This window comes from Methylobacter sp. BBA5.1, assembly GCF_000746145.1.
In the GTDB taxonomy this organism is placed as follows: domain Bacteria; phylum Pseudomonadota; class Gammaproteobacteria; order Methylococcales; family Methylomonadaceae; genus Methylobacter; species Methylobacter marinus.
The window spans coordinates 19583-41795 of sequence record NZ_JQKS01000023.1; the positions used below are offsets into that span (position 1 = coordinate 19583).

The 22213-nt window shown below is 52.4% G+C and carries 17 protein-coding genes; 8 read left to right on the top strand and 9 right to left on the bottom strand.

Features of this window, described 5'->3' with window-relative positions; all coding sequences use genetic code 11:
* Positions 1-139: 139 nt before the first annotated feature.
* Together EK22_RS14655 and EK22_RS14660 are read right to left on the bottom strand one after the other, a co-directional pair.
* Positions 140-1453: a DUF3422 family protein gene (locus EK22_RS14655; RefSeq protein ID WP_020159115.1), complete on the bottom strand. Its 1314-nt coding sequence runs from the start codon at positions 1451-1453 to the stop codon at positions 140-142.
* A 254-nt stretch (positions 1454-1707) separates the two neighbouring features.
* Positions 1708-1944: a YgaP family membrane protein gene (locus EK22_RS14660; RefSeq protein WP_020159116.1), complete on the bottom strand. Its 237-nt coding sequence runs from the start codon at positions 1942-1944 to the stop codon at positions 1708-1710.
* A gap of 112 nt (positions 1945-2056) precedes the next feature.
* Here EK22_RS14660 and uvrD point away from each other — a divergent pair, with 112 nt between their 5' ends.
* On the top strand, positions 2057-4222 hold the full coding sequence (uvrD, locus tag EK22_RS14665; RefSeq protein WP_036252199.1) for a DNA helicase II: 2166 nt from the start codon (positions 2057-2059) through the stop codon (positions 4220-4222).
* A 164-nt stretch (positions 4223-4386) separates the two neighbouring features.
* Here uvrD and fbaA read toward each other — a convergent pair whose 3' ends face one another.
* Positions 4387-5466 (bottom strand): class II fructose-bisphosphate aldolase, encoded by a 1080-nt coding sequence (fbaA, locus tag EK22_RS14670; RefSeq protein ID WP_036252201.1) that lies wholly within the window; start codon positions 5464-5466, stop codon positions 4387-4389.
* Between the two features lie 271 nt (positions 5467-5737).
* Here fbaA and EK22_RS14675 point away from each other — a divergent pair, with 271 nt between their 5' ends.
* Positions 5738-6643 carry a LysR family transcriptional regulator gene (locus EK22_RS14675; protein WP_020159119.1) on the top strand — a complete coding sequence of 302 codons (906 nt, stop codon included), beginning with the start codon at positions 5738-5740 and terminating at the stop codon, positions 6641-6643.
* Between the two features lie 50 nt (positions 6644-6693).
* On the opposite strand, the gene pyk is transcribed toward EK22_RS14675, so the two are convergent.
* The 4 genes from pyk to argH form a co-directional block, all read right to left on the bottom strand.
* Complete coding sequence (pyk, locus tag EK22_RS14680; RefSeq protein ID WP_027147227.1) at positions 6694-8133, bottom strand: pyruvate kinase; 1440 nt, start codon at positions 8131-8133, stop codon at positions 6694-6696.
* A 4-nt stretch (positions 8134-8137) separates the two neighbouring features.
* Complete coding sequence (gene gap / locus EK22_RS14685; RefSeq protein WP_036252204.1) at positions 8138-9151, bottom strand: type I glyceraldehyde-3-phosphate dehydrogenase; 1014 nt, start codon at positions 9149-9151, stop codon at positions 8138-8140.
* 114 nt (positions 9152-9265) lie between these two features.
* Positions 9266-12082 carry a class I adenylate cyclase gene (locus EK22_RS14690; RefSeq protein WP_036252206.1) on the bottom strand — a complete coding sequence of 939 codons (2817 nt, stop codon included), beginning with the start codon at positions 12080-12082 and terminating at the stop codon, positions 9266-9268.
* A gap of 136 nt (positions 12083-12218) precedes the next feature.
* A complete protein-coding gene (gene argH / locus EK22_RS14695) occupies positions 12219-13613 on the bottom strand; it encodes an argininosuccinate lyase (protein WP_036252209.1) in 1395 nt (464 codons plus the stop codon).
* Between the two features lie 76 nt (positions 13614-13689).
* Between argH and EK22_RS14700 the strand changes: the two genes are divergently transcribed.
* Genes EK22_RS14700 through EK22_RS14725 form a run of 6 tightly spaced genes read left to right on the top strand, consistent with a single transcriptional unit; the run spans position 13690 to position 19760 of the window.
* Positions 13690-14724, top strand: coding sequence for a sensor histidine kinase (locus EK22_RS14700; protein WP_161786444.1), 1035 nt, complete (start codon positions 13690-13692; stop codon positions 14722-14724).
* Entirely contained in the window at positions 14721-15485 is a 765-nt protein-coding gene (locus tag EK22_RS14705) for a LytR/AlgR family response regulator transcription factor (protein WP_036252212.1), read from the top strand. Before EK22_RS14700 ends, EK22_RS14705 begins: the two co-directional genes overlap by 4 nt.
* Positions 15485-16456 (top strand): hydroxymethylbilane synthase, encoded by a 972-nt coding sequence (hemC, locus tag EK22_RS14710; RefSeq protein ID WP_020159126.1) that lies wholly within the window; start codon positions 15485-15487, stop codon positions 16454-16456. Before EK22_RS14705 ends, hemC begins: the two co-directional genes overlap by 1 nt.
* Positions 16453-17226: a uroporphyrinogen-III synthase gene (locus tag EK22_RS14715; RefSeq protein WP_036252214.1), complete on the top strand. Its 774-nt coding sequence runs from the start codon at positions 16453-16455 to the stop codon at positions 17224-17226. The genes hemC and EK22_RS14715 overlap by 4 nt, the downstream gene beginning before the upstream one ends.
* On the top strand, positions 17216-18514 hold the full coding sequence (locus EK22_RS14720) for a uroporphyrinogen-III C-methyltransferase (protein ID WP_036252216.1): 1299 nt from the start codon (positions 17216-17218) through the stop codon (positions 18512-18514). The genes EK22_RS14715 and EK22_RS14720 overlap by 11 nt, the downstream gene beginning before the upstream one ends.
* Before the next feature lie 13 nt (positions 18515-18527).
* Positions 18528-19760 carry a heme biosynthesis HemY N-terminal domain-containing protein gene (locus tag EK22_RS14725; protein ID WP_020159129.1) on the top strand — a complete coding sequence of 411 codons (1233 nt, stop codon included), beginning with the start codon at positions 18528-18530 and terminating at the stop codon, positions 19758-19760.
* Positions 19761-19801: 41 nt separating this feature from the next.
* On the opposite strand, the gene EK22_RS14730 is transcribed toward EK22_RS14725, so the two are convergent.
* Positions 19802-20788 carry a sialate O-acetylesterase gene (locus EK22_RS14730; RefSeq protein WP_081917912.1) on the bottom strand — a complete coding sequence of 329 codons (987 nt, stop codon included), beginning with the start codon at positions 20786-20788 and terminating at the stop codon, positions 19802-19804.
* On the bottom strand, positions 20785-21981 hold the full coding sequence (locus EK22_RS14735) for an acyltransferase family protein (RefSeq protein ID WP_081917913.1): 1197 nt from the start codon (positions 21979-21981) through the stop codon (positions 20785-20787). The genes EK22_RS14730 and EK22_RS14735 overlap by 4 nt, the downstream gene beginning before the upstream one ends.
* Between the last annotated feature and the right edge of the window lie 232 nt (positions 21982-22213).

Consider the following 22213-nt stretch of genomic DNA (forward strand, 5'->3'; position numbering starts at 1 on the left):
ACAGTTACATAGCTGGCTATGCGCCTGTTTGCGCGCCTCGGCAACTGCTCCATGCGTTGCTCTACCTCCTGCATCCATGCAGTCGTTGAACATGAACAGAAAGCCTGCCTCAATCGCGGGTCTTATTTCATTCCCGTTCCTAAGTGGTCGTGGTCTTGATCAATTTATGAATGCGCCGGATGCCTAACGCGACAGCGACCATGATGAACGGCAGGGACAGGCCGACAGCGAGTTCGGGATCGATCGGCCAGCCCGCGGCGTTAAGGGCTTTGGCGATAATGCCGACCAGGCCGGCACTGTAATAGGTAATGGCGACGACAGAAATGCCCTCGACCGTTTCCTGCATGCGTAATTGCATTTTTGCGCGCAAATCCATCGAAGTCAGTAATGCCTGATTCTGGCGCTCTATCATGATGTCCACGCGCGTGCGTAATAAATGACCGGCATTGCTGACCCGTTCCGATATCAGCGTAAAGCGGTGCGCGGTCGACTGGCAGGTTTTGATCGCCGGTTCCATGCGCCGCCTTATGAATTCGCCCAGGGTCTGTATGCCCTGAATCCTGACTTCGCGCAAGTCGTCGAGGCGCTGTTCCACGATTTGATAGTAGGCATTAGCCGCGTCGAACCGGAAATGACTGCTGGAAATGTGGTTTTCAATCTCGGCCGCCAAGCGCGTCAGCTCATCCAGTAGTTCCGCATCATTGCTGTCCGGTTGCGCCATGACGTTGGTGATCGTATACAGTTGCCGGTCGGCTTTCTTCAGGGCCGGCGTCAGCCTGCGCGCTATCGGAAACGCCAGCAAGGCCATCATGCGGTACACTTCGATTTCAAACAACCGCTGTAACAGGCGTCCGGCTTGTTCGGTTTTAAGATGGTTATCGATAATCAGGAAACGGCTGAAACCGTCCACATGAATACGAAAATCGGTGAACGCGAAAGCCGCGCCTCCCATGACTTCGGAGCCAATTATCGGGTTGCCGTCAAAGAACCCGGACAGCGCATGCAGGTCAGGATGCGGATCAGCCTTTTTGCCCTCTTGGTCCGGTTTGGCCATGATGGCCGCATGGGCCGCCACCATGACTTTTCCGGGCAGCATGGCCAGCCAGTCGACGGGCACTTTTTCCAATGCCGGTTGCGCGAACGGATCTTCGGAGTTGTCCTGAACATAGAACGTGTAGGTGCTGAATTCGCCGTGCTGTTCCCAGCGAATCTGGAACGGGTCAAACGCCGCGTTGAAATGGTCGACGTCCCGTTTCGGCGGCGTGATGCCGAAACGCTCGCACAGCGCCGCGAGGTGTTTGCGTTCCAGTATTTTCTCGTCAGCGGCTAACAGCAGGGCCAGATGGCTGGCTTTGACGGGCAAGTCCAGAATCAGCGAGGAACGGGCATGGACTTCGTTATGCAGTATGAAGCGTTGCGGATGGTTATCAGGAATGGGGAATAAAGTAGCCACGATTGATACTCTCCTGTCAAATGCCGGTCATACGATAACAACGCAGGGAGCGGGCATGGATTCTTTGATAATTTTTACAGGCATATTTGATCATCTGAGGGGCGAATACAGAATTACGGGTAAACCCTATGGACCGCGATGGATTTGGCGGTCATAATGGCGCCGGCTTTACGTTTGGTTTGAACTATGACTGATGACACATGATCGGGGCACCAGATTGGGAAACTACGTCCATGTAGTCAGACAGGATTGGCTCAGCTGGCTGTGGCGTCGCTGCCGGTATCGCGGGTGTTTTTGTTGAAGCTTGAATAGACAGGGCACCAGCCTATGTAGCCGGTGGCAATCAGAACCAGGCCCGCAAGCAATAAAATAATTTTGGCGGTGAAAATTGAAATTACGATCAGCACGGCGCCGCCTGCCATACGGTAATTTTTTTCCTTGTCGCCAATATTATATTCAAACTTAATTAAACGCTTATAGTCAAAACTCATCTTGAAAACCTTTTGTGTGTAGTCATTATTTTTAACAAGGCAATGATTTAGCCCGCCCGTACTAAATCCGAGACAATATACACAGCTCCAAAAAATGTGCAAGCGATAACACATGGATATTACTAAAATTATAGATCCTTTAAATGATGCCCAGCGCCAGGCGGTTTCGGCGCCATCCCGGTCCATGTTAGTGCTGGCTGGCGCCGGCAGTGGTAAAACCCGGGTTCTGGTGCATCGCATCGCCTGGCAGGTCCAGGTCGAGGGCTTGTCGCCGCATAGCGTTCTGGCCGTCACGTTCACTAATAAAGCCGCCCGGGAGATGCGCGGCCGCATCGAGGACTTGCTGAATATGTCCGCCCACAGCATGTGGATAGGAACTTTTCACGGTCTTGCGCACCGTCTGCTAAGACGGCACGCCCAGCAGGCCAAACTGCCGGAGACGTTTCAGGTCATGGATTCGGCCGATCAGTTAAGACTGATCAAGCGGCTGCTGGCGACGCTGAATCTCGACGAAAAGAAATGGCCTCCGAAGCAGATACAGTGGTATATCAATGCGCAGAAGGACGAAGGCATCAGGGCCCGACACATCCTCGAGACCGGCGATCTGTATCAGCGCCAGATGCTGATCATTTACCGCGCCTACGAAGAGCTCTGCGAGCGTTCCGGCCTTGTCGATTTCGCCGAGTTGCTATTGCGCGCGCATGAGTTGCTGCGCGACAACCAGGACGTGCTGGAGTTCTATCAGCAGCGTTTCAGGCAGGTGCATGTCGACGAATTTCAGGATACCAACACGATCCAGTATGCCTGGCTGCGGTTGCTGACGCAGGGCAAGGACAACCTGTTCGTGGTCGGCGACGACGATCAGTCCATTTACGGCTGGCGCGGCGCCAAAATCGAGAATATCTACAATTTCCAGAAACACCATCCGAATCACCAGGTCATCAAGCTGGAGCAGAATTACCGCTCGACCGGCCATATCCTGAAAGCGGCCAATCAGGTCATTGCCAACAATGACGGCCGCATGGGCAAGGAGTTGTGGACCGATACCGGCGACGGCGACCTGATTTCATTGTATGCGGCCTTCAATGAGCAGGACGAGGCTTATTTTGTCGTCGAGCGTATCAGGGCCTGGATCAATGAGGGCGGCGCGCGCAGCGATGTGGCCATTTTATACCGTTCTAACGCCCAATCCCGGCAGTTTGAAGAACGCCTGATGGCGACCGGCACGCCGTATCGTGTCTACGGCGGCTTGCGGTTTTTCGACCGGGCCGAAATCAAGAATGCGCTGGCTTATCTGCGCCTGACCTCGAATCGGCATGATGATGCGTCGTTCGAGCGTGTCATCAATACGCCGGCGCGCGGCATAGGGCCGAAAACCCTGAATGATCTGCGCATGATAGCGCGCAATCGGAGCATTTCCCTTTGGGCCGCGGCCGAGGAAGTGCTCGGGCAAGGGCGTTTGCCCACGCGCGCGGCGAATGCCTTATCCGGCTTCATGCAGTTGATCAGGCAGATGGCGGAGCAAGTCGAAGGCCTGGAGTTGTTCGAGAAAGTCAAACAGGTGGTCGAAAAAAGCGGCTTGATCGCGCTGTATCAAAACGAAAAAGCCGACAGAGGCGAAGAAAAGGTCGAAAACCTCGAGGAACTGGTCAATGCGGCGCGCCTGTTCGATTTCGATGCCGACAACGAGGAAAACCTGGGCGAACTGGATATGTTTCTGGCGCATGCGGCGCTGGAAGCCGGTGAACTGCAGGCCGACGATTTCGAGGACTGCGTGCAGCTGATGACCCTGCACTCGGCCAAGGGGCTGGAATTCAAGCTGGTGTTCCTGGTCGGCATGGAGGAGGGGTTGTTTCCGTCCCTGCAGTCGATTGAAGACGCCGGCCGTCTGGAAGAGGAGCGCCGGCTTTGCTACGTCGGCATGACGCGCGCCATGAAACAGCTATATCTGACTTATGCTGAATCGCGGCGTTTATACGGCCGCGACTCGTATCCGAGGCCGTCGCGCTTCCTGCGCGAGATTCCGCCTGAGTTCATTCAGGAAGTCAGAATGCGCGCTAATGTCAGCCGGCCCGTCACGGCCGTCAAGCCGAAAGCGCCTGGCGTAATGACGGAAGGACAATATAAACTGGGGCAGCGCGTCCGCCATGAAAAATTCGGAGAAGGCGTAGTGCTGCAAATGGAAGGCGAAGGCGCGCATGAACGCGTGCAGATTAATTTCAAAACGGCCGGCATGAAATGGCTGATGCTGGCTTATGCCAGGCTGGAAACGCTGTAGGCGGCCCGGCTTAAATGCGGATTGCTGCGGAAGAGCGCTTGCTCAGAGCGTTTTGATTAACCACAAAGGACACGGCAAGCAGGAAATCCTTGATCGAGAGTTCCAAGGTGTCCTTCGTGGTTATGCATGAAGCTGATGCAAAAGGTCAGCCGAAGTTTTAATTATTATAGAGAATCAACGGCGTTCAATTCCTTGAAAGCCTGTTCCAAACGCGCGACCATGCTGAGCTGAGCAGCCCGGATCCAGACCCGCGGATCGTAGTATTTCTTGTTCGGTTTGTCGTCGCCATCGGGATTGCCGATCTGGCCTTGCAGGTAACCCTCATTGCTCCGGTAGAATTCCCTGATACCGCTCCAGTAAGCCCATTGCGTGTCCGTGTCGATGTTCATCTTGATGACGCCGTAGCTGATCGATTCCTGGATTTCCGCCGCGGATGAGCCGGAGCCGCCGTGGAAAACGAAATTCAAGGTGTTGTGAGGCACACTGAATTTTTCCGATACATACTTTTGCGAGTTGGCCAGAATGGTCGGCGTCAATTTGACGTTGCCGGGCTTGTAAACGCCGTGCACGTTGCCGAACGAGGCCGCGATGGTGAAATTCGGGCTGATTTTGATCAGCTCTTCATAGGCATAGGCGACATCTTCGGGTTGTGTGTACAGCGCCGAATGATCCATATTCGTGTTGTCGACCCCGTCTTCCTCGCCGCCGGTGCAGCCCAGTTCGATTTCGAGGGTCATGCCCATCTTGGCCATGCGGGTCAGATAGCGCGCGCAGATTTCGATGTTTTCTTTTAGGGGTTCTTCGGACAGGTCCAGCATGTGGGAACTGAATAAAGGCCTGCCGGTTTCGGCGAATTGCTTTTCGCCGGCATCAAGCAAACCGTCGATCCAGGGCAGCAGTTTTTTCGCGGCATGGTCGGTGTGCAGAATCACCGGTACGCCGTAGTGCTCGGCAACCGTATGCACATGCCGGGCGCCGGAAATCGCCCCCAGAATATGGGATTGCTGGCCTTCCAGTTTAAGGCCCTTGCCGGCCACGAACTGGGCGCCGCCATTGGAAAACTGGATAATCACGGCTGACTTGGCCTTGGCTGCCGCTTCCAGTACCGCATTGATCGAGTCGGTGCTGATGACATTGACGGCAGGCAGTGCAAAGTTGTTTTCTTTGGCAATCGCGAAGATTTTCTGTACATCCGCGCCGGTTACCACGCCAGGTTTAACTACGTCTAAAATTTTCTGAGGCATATCTTGATCCTGTTTCGGTTTGATGTTTATTACCGCACTAGCGTGCGGCAATGATGGAGCAGTATTAGGTAAAGTTTAAACTCATTATTCCGAAGGAAAAGTATATAAACAAATTCTGGCTCGGCTTACAAATGATTCTGCGGATATTCGACGTGGGCTGTTTTTCCCCGATAAAAAATAAGGAAATTACGTCCATTGAAGGCTAAAGCTGGAGTATTATAATGAAAAGTTTAAGACTTCGGCTAAAAGCATAAGGATTAGGAGTAGCTTTGTGAATGTAACGCTTAGGCAACTGAAAGTGTTTGAAATGGTGGCGCGGCATTTGAGTTTTACGCGGGCCGCGGAAGAGCTTTTTCTGACTCAGCCGGCGGTATCGATGCAGATCAAACAGTTCGAGGATGCGGCAGGGCTGGCATTGTTTGAGCGATTGGGGCGCAAAATCTATTTGACCGAAGCCGGGGAGGAAATGTACCGGCTGAGCCGGGATATCATGTCGAAAATGTCCGAGGCCGATCTGATTCTGGATGAGATCAAAGGCTCGGAAGGCGGGCGTTTGTTGGTTTCTGTCGCCAGCACGGTACAGTATTTTGCCATCCGGTTGCTGGCCGGTTTCTGCAAGCAATATCCGAAGGTCAATGTTAATCTGAAAGTGACCAACCATAAGGGCCTGATTCAGCTGTTGGAAAATAATGAGACGGATATCGTGTTAATGGGGAAGCCCTCGGAAGGACTAGATCTGGTGTCTGAGCCTCTGCTGGAAAATCCGTTGGTTGTCATTGCGCCTCCCAATCACCATTTAAGGGATAAAAAAGGCATTTTGCTGAGCGAGCTAAAAAACGAGACTTTTTTGATGCGCGAGCAAGGCTCCGGGACACGGACCTCAACGGAGCGATTTTTCGCCGAGAACGGCATGAAAATTTCAGCCAATATGGAATTGAACAATAACGGCGCCATCAAGCTGGGGGTGGAGGAGGGCCTGGGTCTTGGGATCGTGTCTCAGCATACGATCGATAATGAAGTCAAGACGGGGCGGCTGGTTATTCTGGATGTGCAGTTTTTTCCGCTGGTCAGAACCTGGTATATGGTGCGCCGCGAAGGGAAACGGCTGCCCGCCGTCGGCATGGCATTTGAAAATTTTGTGCGTCAGGAAAAGCTCCGTTTTGTGCGCTTGCCATAGCCAGGCCGGCAGTCGACTCAGTGCCGGGCTTTAATCCCTGACGCTGAGTGTCAGGGCGTTAAACCTTGTCCAACCGTCACGACTTTCAAGGCATTGGTCCCGCCTTGCAGGCCGGTCAAGTCGCCTTTGGTGATGATGAATTTGTCGCCGTCCTTGACATGCAGGTATTTTCTTAACTGATCGATGATTTCGCGGTTTACTTCGGCATGGTCCTGCGCTTCATGCGTGAAAAAAACAGGAAAAACGCCACGGTATAGTGTTACCCGCCCCAGGGTTTTCTGGTGACTGCTGAAGGCGAAAATAGGAATGCCCGAGCTGATTCTGGACATCCACAAGGCCGTGGCGCCGGACTCCGTCAATGCGGCAATGCCGGTGATCTTGGTATGGTTGGCCATGTACATCGAGGACATGGCAATGGCTTCGTCGACACGCTCGAACTGGATGCTGACCCGATGGTCGGAGACACGGACGCTGGGCTGTTTCTCCGCTTCCAGGCAGATACGGTCCATCGCTTCGACAGCTTTGATCGGGTATTTTCCGGAGGCGGTTTCAGCCGACAGCATGATCGCGTCGGTGCCATCGTAAACAGCATTGGCCACATCGAAGACTTCCGCGCGCGTCGGAATCGGATTGTCTATCATCGACTCCATCATCTGCGTGGCTGTAATCGCGACGCGATTCAGTTCCCGTGTGCGTTTGATCATATGTTTTTGCACGGCGGGCAGATTGGCATCGCCTATTTCAACGCCAAGATCGCCCCGGGCCACCATGACCGCATCAGCGGCCAGAATAATCGCGTCTATAACCTCCAGGGCTTCGGCGCGTTCGACCTTGGCCACGATGCCGGCTTCACAACCGGCTTCGCGCAACAAGCGGCGGGCTTCGTACAAGTCATCAGCCGAGCGCGGAAACGAGATGGCGACATAGTCGGCGCCCATTTCGGCAATGGTTTTGATGTCTTCCTTGTCTTTGTCCGTCAGGGCTGCCGCGGAAAGTCCGCCGCCCAGCAGGTTGATGCCTTTATTGTTGGACAGCACGCCGCCTACGATCACGGTGCAATTAACGCGCATGTTTTCGACATTGATCACATCCAGCACAATGCGTCCGTCATCCAGCAGCAGACGGCTGCCGGGTTTGACTTCCAGGGCCAGCGGTTCGTAAGTAATGCCGACCTGCGAATGATCGCCCGCGTTCTCATCAAGATTGATGTCCAGCGCGAAATCCTGACCTTCGTTCAGGAATACGCTGCCGTTTTTAAAGCGGGCAATGCGAATCTTCGGCCCCTGAAGGTCCGCCAGAATGCCCACAAGTCTTCCTGTTTTCCGGCTCAGTTCCCGTACGGCATGGGCTCTGTCGATATGATCTTGAGCCGAGCCGTGCGAGAAATTCATGCGTACCACATCGACGCCTGCGTGAAACAGGCCTTCAAGTACGCCGGGCTTATCGGTCGCAGGTCCCAGTGTCGCCAGTATTTTGGTTCTTCTTAACATGTGGTTATTCGGCATTGATCAAGGCAATAGAAGTGTCCAGCATGCGGTTTGAGAAGCCCCATTCGTTGTCATACCAGGACAGGACTTTGACGAAATTACCGTTCATGACTTTAGTCGATGGCGCTTCATAAATCGAAGAGGCCGGATTGTGGTTGAAATCGATCGAGACCAGTGGTTTCGTGTTGATTTCCAGAATGCCTTTCAAGGGACCGTCCGCGGCGGTTTTCAGGATATCGTCGATTTCTTCCTTGCTGGTGTTTTTGGAGGCCTGGAAGGTTAAATCAACCACGGACACGTTAATGGTCGGCACACGCATGGCGAAACCGTCCAGTCTGCCGGCCAGTTCAGGCAGAACCAGTCCTACAGCCGCGGCAGCGCCGGTTTTGGTGGGAATCATCGATTGCGTGGCCGAGCGGGCGCGGCGCAGGTCGCTGTGATAAACGTCGGTCAGAACCTGGTCATTGGTATAGGAGTGGATCGTGGTCATCAAGCCGCTGACAATGCCCAGGGCATCATTGAGCGGCTTGACCAATGGCGCCAGGCAGTTGGTTGTGCATGAGGCATTGGAAATAACCGTGTCCGATGCTTTCAACACGTTATGGTTAACGCCATACACGATGGTGGCATCCACGTCATTGCCGCCCGGTGCTGAAATAATCACTTTTTTGGCGCCGGCATTAATATGGGCCGATGCTTTTGCCTTGCTGGTGAACAAGCCGGTGCATTCGTGTACGACATCAATGTCCAGGTCCGCCCATGGCAATTTGGAGGGGTCTCTTTCCGAGAAAACTTTGATTTTGTCGCCGTTGATAATCATGTCGTCGCCATCGACGCTGACTTCAAAGGGAAATTTTCCATGCACGGAGTCGTATTGAGTCAGATGGGCATTGGTTTCACTGCTACCCAAATCATTGATTGCAACAATTTGAAATTCATCGTTACGGCCTGATTCGTATAAGGCGCGCACAATATTGCGGCCAATACGGCCATAACCATTAATTGCAATTTTAATTGGCATAGAATTTCTCCAGATAGTTTGAAAGGCTCAATTGAAACGGATACACCGAATCTCCGTGGTTTTTTACGACTATACCAAAAGCCAGGGCGATTAGTCTATTCTATGAAAATTCGGTCATGGCAAAGTGGCGCGGGCATTTAATTTGGCCTCTATGCTTTGTTTGTAATTCAGGTAATGGATGGTTTGCAACTGATCCGGACTGACGAGATGAAATGCGGAAAGCGGCAGGTCTATATCGGTAATATAAACCGGATAATCCAGCTGGTCGCGCCGGAACTGCAGGATATGCTCATGGACGGCCTGAAAAAGCTGGTTGCCGTATGTTCGTGATGAGAATGCCTGTTTGTTGCAATAAATCGTGTAAGCCAAACCATTATCGGCAATTTCGCCGCTGATGCGCACGGTCAGCTGCTTGCCGGCCGAGGGCGCTTTCAGCTGCAATGGACTGCATGACAAAACCCCGGCGGAATTTTTCTGGATTTCGTAATACTCAATGGATAGCAGGGGCTTTAACGCATTGTGATTAAGCACCGCTTCCAGAAAAGCGGCATATTGATTCAACAATTGATTGGGGTCTGAGCGGTTGTGCGTTTGCCTGTACAAGGCCCCTTTTTCATCGACGATATAAACCATGATCTGCGTCAGGCTGTGTGCATAAAATAGTTGAATGGTCTGCGCCTTATTTAACGTATAGATCAGCGGAATGGGCGTGTCTTCAAGGATGCCCTGATCAAAAACGAGATGGCCGAATTGCGCCTGAGGGCGAGCCAGCTCTTTAAGAAGCAGGTCCTTTGTAGCCAAACTTCGATAACCTAAAAAATTATTGCTGCATTGGAAGACATAAAATGTCGCGCCGCCGGACAATAGGTAGCGTGTCGAATTGTCTTGTCCGGGAAACAGCGTTATCAACATATTGAAAACGCTCTTAATGCGCTGCATGATGCTGTGGGCGCGAATCGGCGTATGGCAGATCAGCGTTAAATCATCCGGCGACAAGGGTTTTCTGTGTTTGTTGATAATCCGCGTCAGACAATCAAGCAGGCCTTCCATGCCTTCATACCGGCAGGTCGTGATTTCATTCCAGTTCGAGATTGAGACACTGTCCAGCGTTTGCACGAAACATTGTCGGTCATGGCCGTAACTTAAAGGGTCGGAGCGATCGCTCATCAGATGCAGGCCTGCTTCCCGGCTGTCGGGCATTGACAGGCCCAAATTCAGAACAATCAGCGAGTTAAGCAGGGTTTTTAAATGCCGGTAGGTATCCAGCGAGTTCTCGCGGTTAAAGTGGGGTGTTAAAAATTGGTCCAAATGGCTCAGGATGGCATGCAATTCGCCTCGTGGGAACTGCAGCGATGTCGAGCTGAAATGGAGCTGTAGCTGTTTATGGTAAAGTCGATTGACGACCAGCCAGCAGCAGACTTCAAGCAAGCTGCGACAGGAGATCAGCGGATCAAAATCCGCTGCCTCGCTTATCTGAACTTTTTTCAGAAACAAAGACCATCCGAAACCTGGCGTTTCGACAATGGATAATTCCTGTTCCTTGGCATGAATGGCGGTGCGGGTTGTGATAATTTCAATCTTGCCGGTCTTTTTTCTGAGAAATGAGTAAAGCTTTCTGCCGATCAGCTTCAGATCATTACCGACCTCATAGTTTTGCTTAACATGCTCTCTGGCAAAACCCATGATCATGCGGAAACAATGGGTCAATTGCCGGAGAATAATGGCATGTTCCTGCGTCGCTTTCCGGATATCCCAGTATTTCTGCTGTTTAAGATCGGCGATCGTCGAAGTTGGCCAGTGCCAGGCAATGGCAATATCCTGTATATAGTGTTCCTTGAAAGCCCGGCTTTGAGCATCCAGGGTATTATCGGACAAGCCCATGATTTTCAGGTAAAAGCATTGACGCGCCAGAGCTAACCGGCCGGTGCTGCCGGCCTGTTGCAGATAAGCTTCAACCTTGCGGTAGATGAGCAAATAGGGGTCCAGGTCGGCGGTGACAAAATTTCCTTGATAGATGATTTTTTTTATCGTCTGGCAAAGCCACTCCGGCTGGGGATATTCGCTGGCATAGCACTCCATTAATAACAGCTTCAGCAGCGATTTGTGCGGGGCATGAATGGACTTGTAGATGTGCCAGAGGGTTGCGCTGATGAACTCTTCGGCGGGCACGGCTTCCAGGCCTCCCAAATCAATAAAGTCATGGTCATAAATGAAGCGGCCCTCTTTCAGGTGCTTGACATATTGGGTGTAATTGTTCTCTTCATGGGGCGGGACCAGCCACCAGGCCAGGCTTTTGCCGGCAATATAAATAGCGGTTCGATAAAACTCTTCCAGCAGCAGGTAATGCTGGGTTTTGCCGCTGCTTTCCGTGGACAGCGGCGTGTCATGGCCAAGCCGGAACTGTTGGCTGTCGATCAGGAAGAAATGTACTTCCAGCCCTAATGATGCCGCCCATGTTTCCACGGCGGCGGCCTTTTTTTGCAGTTCATCAAGTTCATAAGCCAATAACCCGGCCTGATGGCAAAGCCAGATATCCATGTCGCTGGTTTTGGAAAAGGCTATGCTGCCGGCGCTGCCCATTAGAAACAAGCCTTCGATAGGATAGCTGTGGAGCATGCGGCGCATGCTTTTGAAATTTTTTGAGAACTGCTTGGCCGCTTTTATGGTCTGGCTGGAAGGGCTGTAGTCAGGTATGCCGGCTGGCGTTTCCGAGGAAATAAACCCCGGCAGCAACGGGTAGTTATGATGAAAAATCAGCGGTAACAGATCCAAAAACAGGCGTTGCCGGGGCTGCAGAAAATTCTGGACGCACTGTCTCCGATACTGGTGCAGTTTTTTAAAGCGCTGTTTGATCGCCTGAAGATCCCTGACCGAAATGTCTTCGCCGGGCGAGCCCAGGCGGATAGGCGGCAATTGATAGTGTTCTGTCACAGTGATGATATTCAGTATTGATACCCGTCAAGTATAGAACAAAGCGTGAATGAACACTGATTATCAGTCCGGTATTAACACCGGTGAGTCAAGGCGCAAAGCGCGAGCGGGCCTTGCACCTTGAAACTGGGCGCTATCAGGCGGCCGAGATGCTTTGGCGCGCGGCCTGGATGGCCTGCCTTACGGTTTCAGGCGCCGTGCCGCCGATATGTTTGCGGGCCGCGACCGAGCCTTCCAGCGTCAACACCTCGAATACATCGGCCGTGATCATGGCTGAAAACTGCTGCAACTCCGCCAGCGAGAGCTCCGATAGATCACGGTTGCTGTCAAGGCCCAGGCGCACGGCCTGTCCTACCACTTCATGCGCATCGCGGAAAGCCATGCCCTTGCGCACCAGATAATCGGCCAGGTCGGTGGCCGTGGCGAAGCCGCGCTTGGCTGAATTGTACATATTCTGCCTTTTGGCAACGAGATGCGGCACCATGTCGGCAAAAGCGCGCAGGCAGTTGATCAGGGTGTCGGCCGTGTCGAACAGCGGTTCCTTGTCTTCCTGGTTATCCTTGTTGTAGGCCAGCGGCTGGCTTTTCATCAGCATCAGCAGCGACACCAAATGGCCGGCGACGCGCCCGGATTTGCCGCGCACCAGTTCGGGCACGTCGGGGTTTTTCTTCTGCGGCATAATCGACGAGCCGGTGCAGAAGGCATCGGGAATGTCGATGAAGTCGAATTGGGCGCTGGACCATAGGACCAATTCCTCGGAAAAACGCGACAGATGCATCATGATCAGGCTGCCGGCCGCGGTGAATTCGATCGCGAAATCGCGGTCGCTGACCGAATCGAGCGAATTGGCCGACGGGCGGTTGAAGCCGAGCAGGTCGGACGTCATCTGACGATCGATCGGGTAACTGGTGCCGGCCAGCGCCGCGGCGCCCAGGGGCATGATGTTGAGACGCTTGCCGCAGTCCCGCAGTCTTTCATGGTCGCGGCTGAGCATTTCGAACCAGGCCATCAGGTGGTGGCCGAAAGTGACCGGCTGGGCGACCTGCAGATGCGTGAAGCCGGGCATGATGGTATCGGCTTCTTGTTCGGCCAGATCGAGAATGGCGGTTTGCAGGCGCGTAAGCTGGACGCTGATGTTGCTGATCTCACTGCGCAGGTAAAGGCGGATATCGGTCGCAACCTGGTCGTTGCGGGAGCGGCCCGTATGCAATTTCTTGCCGGCGATGCCGATCAGGTCGGTCAGCCTCGCCTCGATGTTCATGTGCACGTCTTCCTGCTTGATCGACCAGGCAAACTTGCCCTCCCTGATTTCCTGCCCGATCCGGGTCAGGCCGCCGATGATGTCGTCGCGTTCCTGCTCGGTCAGAATGCCGATCTTGCAGAGCATGGTGGCGTGCGCGATGGAGCCTTGTATATCCTGCTCCGCCATGCGCCGGTCAAAGTCCACCGAAGCGGTAAACACCTCAACAAAGGCATCGGTCGCTTCGGCGAAACGAGCACTGGAAAGTTTGTCGGAATTAACTGTAGTCATGGCGTTTTTTTAATGCGGTTAACTGAAAATGCCAGATTATACAACTAAACTGTTGTTGATGAATTTAAAAGCAGAGATGAATTTTTTACCGGATTTTTGCTCGGTCAGGATGCTGTTGGTCGTATTCTTTCTGGCCGAATTGCTGGCGTTTTTACTGACGCTGGCGGCAGATACCTCGGCGTTGGGTTTTTTGTCCGAATTCGGGATCAGGTCTTTGCTCGCGCTGTGGATCGCCCTGATGAGCGCGGCCGCCTTGTGCTGGCTGGGGAAAAGACTGGCGCGCGGCAGCGACTTTTTTGCCGGGCTGGCGGCGTTTAGCATCATCCAATTGATCAGCGCTCTGGTTTGTTGGCTGGTGGTTGATGCGCTGCCGAAGGCGAATCTTTTATTGCCATTGGTAAGTCCGGCGCACAAAACCGAATTTTACTGGCGTACGGTAGGTATCAGCAGCCTGGTCTCATTGGCTGTGTTGCGCTATCTGTTCGTTCTGCATCAATGGCAACGTCAGGTTGAAGCGCAGGCCGCCGCCAGCCTGGATGCGCTGCAGGCAAGGATGAGGCCGCATTTTCTGTTTAACAGTTTAAATACCATTGCCAGTTTGACCCGGATTCAGCCCGGATTGGCGGAAGAGTTGATAGAAGACCTGGCGGAACTGATCCGTGCCAGCATGCGGGTCGATCAGGCCCGCTTGATCAGGGTGGACGAGGAAATCAAGCTGGTGAACCTGTATCTGGCGATCGAGTTTCATCGCCTGGATGAACGTTTAAAAGTCAGCTGGGATATTGACGACCTGCCTCGGGATGCGCTGCTGCCGCCGCTGAGCTTACAGCCGGTGGTTGAAAATGCGGTCTATCACGGTGTGGAACCCGATCCGAAGGGTGGCGAAATTGTCATCAGGGGCGCATGGGGCCTCGGCGGGATTGTGCTGTCGGTGAGAAATACGCTGCCGCCTGACGGCGCTTACCGGCAGCGTAAGGGCAATCAGGTGGCAATGGATAACCTGGCGGCCAGAATAGCGGGGTGTTTTGCGGGCAACGGCCATGTCAAACGCTATAGGAAAGAAGGAAGCTATTACGTGGATATAATGATTCCTTATCAAATCAAATCATGAAAATTTTAATCGCCGATGATGAGAAGCTGGCCAGGCTGCGTTTGAAAAGCCTGATCAACGAAATAACTACTGAGGATGTCCAGATCGTTGCGGAGGCTGAAAACGGTCGCGTGGCATTACAGAAATGGCAGGAGACCGGGGCCGATATTCTGCTGCTGGATGTCAGAATGCCGGATATGGACGGATTGAGCGTCGCGCGGGAGGTGGCGAAAATAAAATCTCCGCCGGCCATTATTTTTACCACCGCCTATGATGAACATGCGCTGCAGGCTTTTGACGCGAATGCGATCGACTATTTATTAAAACCGATTCGCAAGGAGCGCCTGCTTAACGCCCTGCAGAAAGCGCAGGTGTTCAATCGTGCAAAATGGGACGATCTAAAGCAATGGCTGCCCGAGAACTCGGCGCGTTCTCATCTTTGCGTACAGGTGCAGGCGGGCTTGCATCTGGTTCCGATTAAAGATGTTGTGTTTTTTCAGGCCGACCAAAAATATGTCATCGTCAAAACGCCTGAAAAAGCCTATTTGCTGGATGAGTCGTTAAAAGCGCTGGAAGACGAATTCACTGGGCTATTTATCCGGATACATCGCAATGCGCTGGTTTCCCTGCGCCATATTGAGGTCCTGCAGAGACAATTGGATGGGCGGTTGTCGATCCAATGCCTGGGCATTGAGGAGAAACTGATAGTCAGCCGCCGGTTGGCCGCGAAAGTGCGCAGTTGTTTTAAAGAATTTAAGGCCAATAAGACGCCATTGCGTTAATGGGAGTACAATGTGCAATTTATATTCAAAATGAAGGGTTTATTTTGGCTGAAAAAATTATTCGTATAGCCACGCGCAAGAGTCCTTTGGCGGTGTGGCAGGCAGAACATGTTGCAAAACGTTTGGAGCAGGCTTTTCCTGGCCTGAAAACCGAACTGGTAAAACTGACCACGCGCGGTGATAAATTCCTGGATGCGCCTCTGGCCAAAGTCGGCGGCAAGGGTTTGTTCGTCAAGGAACTGGAGCAGGGCATGCTGGAGGGAACAGCCGATATTGCCGTGCATTCGATGAAGGATGTGCCGGTAGAGTTTCCGGAAGGGTTGCATCTGGCGGCTATTTTAACGCGGGAAGACCCGACCGATGCCTTCGTGTCGAACCGCTATGCGTCATTGCTGGATTTGCCGGCTAATGCCAGAATCGGCACGTCCAGCCTGCGCAGGCAATGTCAGGTAAAAGAGCGCTACCCCGAGGCGGAAATAATATCGCTGAGAGGCAATGTCAATACTCGGCTGGCGAAACTCGATGCCGGTGAATTTGATGCCATTATCCTGGCATCGGCGGGGCTGAAACGGCTGGGCATGGCTGACCGTATCGCGGAATGCCTCGACCCCGACATCAGTCTGCCGGCCATAGGGCAAGGCGCTATCGGTATAGAATGCCGCGCCGATGATAGCGAAGTCAACGCGATGTTGAGAGCCCTGCATGATCACGATACCGAAATTTGCGTCAGTGCCGAAAGAGCGATGAATGCGCGTTTGAATGGCGGCTGCCAGGTACCGATCGCCGGTTTTGCGCAGTTGCAAGGCAATCTGCTGGTCATGCGCGGATTGGTCGGCAGCCCCGACGGCACGGTGATTTACCGCACCGCGCAATCAGGTACTCCGGATCAGGCCGAAGTTATCGGATGCTCGATCGCGGAAGATTTATTGGCCTGTGGCGCGGATAAAATTTTGCAAGAGTTGTTCCATTGATCAAGCAATTAAACGGTGCGCGGATTTTAGTCACGCGGCCGGCCCATCAGGCAGAAAATTTAAGCCGTTTAATTCAAGAGCATGGCGGCGAGGCCATTCGTTTTCCGGTGCTCGATATTGTCGCGCGCGACAATATCGGCGAAGTCAGGAATACGTTAAAAAACCTCGAAAAATTCCAGTGGGTTGTTTTTATTAGCGCAAATGCAGTAAATTTTGCACTGAAAGCGAATGATGGCAAAATAGATCGATTAAAGACCGTGCGTTTTGCCGTTGTGGGGCAGGCAACCGCCCGGGCATTGGAAACAGCCGGAATGGCTGTCGATGTGGTGCCTGAACAAGGCTATACCAGTGAAGCATTGTTGGCCATGCCGCAAATGCAACAGGTCAAGGGACAGGCCTGTTTGATCGTGCGGGGAGAAGGCGGGCGGGAGGAACTGGCCAATATCCTGCGTGGCAGAGGGGCAGAGGTTCAGTATCTGGAAGTTTACAAAAGAACGATTCCCAGTATTGATAAGTCACAGGTAGTCCAATTACTTGTCCAGCGCCGTCTGGATGTTATCACCGTCACCAGCGGTGAAGCATTGCGGAATTTATTAATCATGCTGGGCGAAGAAAATCATCAGCTGTTATTGCCGATCCCCTTGGTAGTGGTGAGCGATAGAATCAGGCAATTGGCTGCGGAGATGGGGTTTAAACGGATTACTGTGACGGAAAATCCTGCTGACACAGAAATTCTAGAGACAGTAACAATAGTATGTAATGGGGAATAGTGTGGCCGAATTGAGTAAAAAACAGGAACAGAACGTGAGCGAGAATACTAAAGTTCACCGGTCTCGTAGCGGATTCTGGTTTGGTATCATTATTTTGCTCATCATTTTCGGGGTGGCTGGCGCCGGATTCATCCTATTTACGCAATTGCGTGAGGAACAGACCAGTTTAGGCGGGGAAGTAAACAAGGGCGATATGCATCTGATTGAACTGTCGAAACAGATCAGCGGATATCAGTCGCAATTATCCGCAGTGCAGTCGCAACTGGCAACCCTGGAAGCCAGTATTGCCGGCAAGGATGCGCATTATACCAAAACGCTAGAGGATTTTTCCCGTCTGCATAACGAAAAACTCGACAGTACCCGCAAAGAGCTCAATAGTGCCATTCAGCAGGTGCAGCGGCAACTCGGCAAGACGCGCGGCGACTGGTTGATTGCCGACGCCGAATATTTACTGAGCACGGCCAGCGAGCGTTTGCATTTGGTGGGAGATGTAAATACCACGCGCGCGGCCCTGGAAGCAGCCGACCAGCGCTTGCGGGAAAGCGGTGATGCGGCGGTGTTCAAGGTACGTGAGCAGATCGCCAGGGATCTTGCAGCACTTAATAGAATCGAGGTTCCCGATATTGTTGGCATTTACTCATCAATTCAGTCACAGATTGACCAGATAGACAAGTTGACCTTGTATTTGCCGCATGCCGGCAAAACGCCGACACCTCCCCAAAAGCCCGAAAAACCGGCTGAAGAAAGCCTGGAAGAAAAAGATTTGCTCGATTCCGCGCTGAGCGAATTGGAAGAGATTGTCACGATCCGGCATACCGAACAGCCGATCAAAGCGATATTGACCCAGGAAGAAGCTCAGTTCATCAAAGAGCAGTTAAAGCTAAAGCTGGAAACGGTCAAGGTTGCGCTGGTTCAGCACAATGAACCGCTTTATCAGGCCAGTCTGGCGGATACAAAAAAATGGACGGAGCAACATTTTATGCAGAATCCGGAAGCAAAAAGTTTTATTGCCGAACTGGACAGACTGAAGGGAATTCAGATCCAAAGCCAATTTCCAGATATCAGTCAATCACTGAAAATGCTCAGGGATATTGTCAAACTCAGGCTGGAAACCGACAAGGCGATGCCGCCTTCTGAAGCAGTACCGCAGCCGGCTCCCGCGCGCGGACCTGAGCCGGCAGTAGCGCCAGCGCCATCGGCCCAGAAACCGGCAGCCACACCAGAACCCGTTCCCCCGCAGGAGCCAGAACCGGCAGTAGCGCCGGCTCCCGCACCTGCCGCGCAATGATAGAGAGTCTGTAATGAAGAAAAATATACTTTTCTTTTTGGGGGCTCTGTTAATTACGATTGCCGCCGCTTTATTGGTCAATCAATGGCTGGGGGGCTTTGAAAATCCCGGTTATGTGCTGATCGGCATTGGTCAGTGGTCCATGGAGACCACCTTGGTTGTTTTTTTAGTCAGCCTGATCGTTGGCTTTTTCATACTCTATTTGGTCTTTAGGTTTCTGGGCTGGCTGCTCAGACTGCCGGGGCAAGTCAAAGCGCGTACAAAAAACATTAAATTCAACCGTTCCCAAGAAGCCTTGATTGCAGGCCTGGTAGATTCGGCCGAAGGTAATTGGGAAAAGGCCGAAAAAGTATTAATCAAACATGCCTCGAATAGCGGTGCGCCGTTGCTGCATTACTTGACCGCGGCAAAAGCCGCGCAATCGCGTGGCGCCTATGATAAAAGAGACGAATATTTAAGAAAGGCCGCGGATCAGGCCCCCGGTTCCGATGTCGCGATCGGCTTGACCCAGGCGGAACTGCACTTGTCGGGGAATCAGTTTGAACAAGCACTGGAAACCCTGACCCGCCTACATTCTATAGATCCGACGCATGCCAGTGTGCTGAAATTATTGCATCAGACTTATCAGCACATAGGTGATTGGGAAGGTATTCGAAAACTGATTCCGTCGTTGAATAATAATAAAGTGCTGATGGAGGCCGAGATAAAATTGCTCGAGACCGAGGCTTACAGTGAATTATTAAAGCAGGTGGCCGAAACTGGCGATATCAAGGAAATTGAGTCGCTTTGGTCGGAAATTCCCGATCATATCAAAAGCATGCACGGCATACCGGCGATCTATTTTGCCGCCATGATTGAAGCCGGCGCCGGTGCTCAGGTTGAGGATGAACTGGTTAAAATCCTGTCGACAAGCTGGGATCAAACTCTGCTGGTCTTGTTTGGCGACATACAGTCTTCTGATGCATTCAAACAGCTTGAAACGGCGGAGCAATGGCTCACGACGCATGCGGGTGACGCGATTTTACAATTGACTCTAGGTAAATTGAGTCTCAGATGTGACGATACCGAAAAAGCCGAGAAGTATCTCAGTTACAGTATTACCATCGAACCGACTGTCCGGGCTTACCAACTGCTGGGCGATTTGCTGTTTGCCCGCGGGGAGACAGATAAAGCCAGCGAATGTTACAAATTCGGCCTGGAACTGGCTTCCAGCGAAATCGTCAGTCGGATTGACACTGTCTCCTAAATAAAAAGGATTGCAACCTGGTCAACTTGGGGTTTGCCCATTCACCTCGGAGTAGAAGAACAGTCCGCGGCTATCCGCCGATAGCTGCGATAAAGCCGAAGTCCATGATCAACAAGACTTTCAGGCGTCAAATGCGTGAAATCGGCTTTTTTCAGGCCTTGCATGGAAGATCGAATGACGCATGGTTCGGCCTTGGCCATGGCTTCTTGGGCGGCTTTCACTTGCGGCCGCAGTGCCATATGCGGATGCATCTCGTCAGCGCCTAGAATGACAGGCGTTCGGTTCGTCAATATTTCCTGACGCAAATCGCGGATAATGGATTGTAGCCGGTTGAAGTACCGATCAGCCGCTTCTTCCGTTAAGGCATCATTTTCCCCTTGAATCCAAACCAGACCTCGAATCTTGACCGAGTAGCCGGCGTGATTCAGGTCGCTTATTGCTTTACGCAGGGTTTTCAGGAAATCATCGTACAACCCTCCTTCTCCCGGTCCTTTCCAATCGTCGGCCAGGCTGGTCGATTCTTTGGAATATTTGAATATGGCGGGATGAAGTCCATCCTGCAAAAGTTTTCTGGCAAAACTGACTTCCGGTCCGAAATGGCCGCCGGGGAATCGACCCCACTGCGGCCCGAGATAAGTCCATTGCAGCCGCGGCACTGGTGCGGGCGGCCACTCTAACAATCGAGCCGAGCCGCGTCGAAAATCGCTCCATAGTTGTTTGGCTTTTGCAATTGATTTAGCTGCTGCGGATATGGGCCGGGTTTCGGAAACTGCGCTCGGTTTTGGCGCCAGATCATGCCCGTCCATGGCCGGTTCGACATAATAAAACGGGATGGAAAGATCGGTGATCGATGAACCCGGTGGAAACTTCGAGGCATCGCCCATGTAACCCTGCATGTTGCTTTGACCGGCAAGAATGAAAAGATCGACGACATCAGCGCCTTGCACATAAAACGGCCAGCAGGCGAGGACGGCGATCATTAACCACGTTCTAAGAATAGGAGCGGCACAGATACGGAATGTTTTCATCGTTCGGCCGCTCCGGAAACGACGGCATCCACCTCATCGTCCGGTATGGCTTTATAAGGCTCCGATATTGGAACGGCCGGCGAGCGAGCTCTTAATCGGGCACGAATGAATTTTTGCGACGGACGTTCAAAATAGGTAAATACCAGATGCGATACAGCCAGTAGCAGCAACACATAGGCCAGTATAGCTTCCCCTGAATTGAGGGGAACCGGCAGCGATTTGCGAAATCCGAAGATCAGTATCTGAATCGGAAAATGCAATAAGTAGACGGCGTAGGAAATATCGCCCAGCCAGGTCAGAGGCCTCGTTGAAAGCACTGTCGAGAAAAGCCGCCCTTTGGAACATGCGATAACAAGCAAAGGCATCAGCACACCGACCACAGGAATTTGCGCGTATAGGTTGTGGTTGATCTCGACTGATCCGAGAAACCCTATGAAAACGGTGAGGCAAATCAAGGTAATGCCGTCCCAGCTTAAACTCATTCGTCCGGGTGTACAGAACCGGGTAACGAGCTTCGCGGCGAGTACTCCGACAAAAAAGCCGAAGCCGACACGCAGCAATCCTGTATCCAGGAATCCGAACAAGATCGTCAGCCGAGCGATGTCGCCCGCGCCAGCCGATAACAGTATGACGCTGAGAAGGGCTAATACAATGGAAGCTGGCACGAGCAGCCTGGGCCGCAGCAGCAGGGCAAAGAAGACCAGATTAATCGCCCATTCCGCGGAAATGGACCATGAAGGGCCGTTGAACGAAAAGCCCTCTTGCAGGCCTACCTGCTGCAGGAGCAGAAGATTAAGCACGAAGTGGTAGCTGTCGTTGATCTCATAAATAAACGGCTTGCCATGGACCTGGGCATAGCAGTACTGCCCGATCATTACGAGCAGTAGGCTCAACCACTGCAAGGGAAATAATCTGGCAATGCGGCGTACCGCCAGTTCCCGGTAACTGCGAATATGCGCATAAACCTGAACCAGCAGGAATCCCGATAACACAAAAAACAGCTCGACAAAAAAATGAGCGCCATTATAAATGGGCTGGAGTATCAGGAAGTTGGGGCCGGCATCGAAGAAATAATGGAAGTGGAAGATTGCCACACCTACCGCGGCCATGCCTCGCAAGGCATCCAGACCAGGTATACGGGCTTCGCTGGCGTTTTTGTCTTTCACTCCACGAACGGGAGACTTCTCATTCATGTCGTTCTCCACAAATTATTCAGTTTTTCCTTCCCAAGCTCTACCCACAGAGCTGTCCATTTAAACTTTAAAAATGGTACGAATAAAAAACAGGGCTAGACTTGATGCAGTCCTTGAACTCAGGACTATTGGCTAAACGATAGCAGAGACAAACTCTCACAGAGACGCTATCTTATTATCATAAAATGCGCTGCCTGACAATTTTGTGAGTGTTTAAAAAGATTGGCCGGAG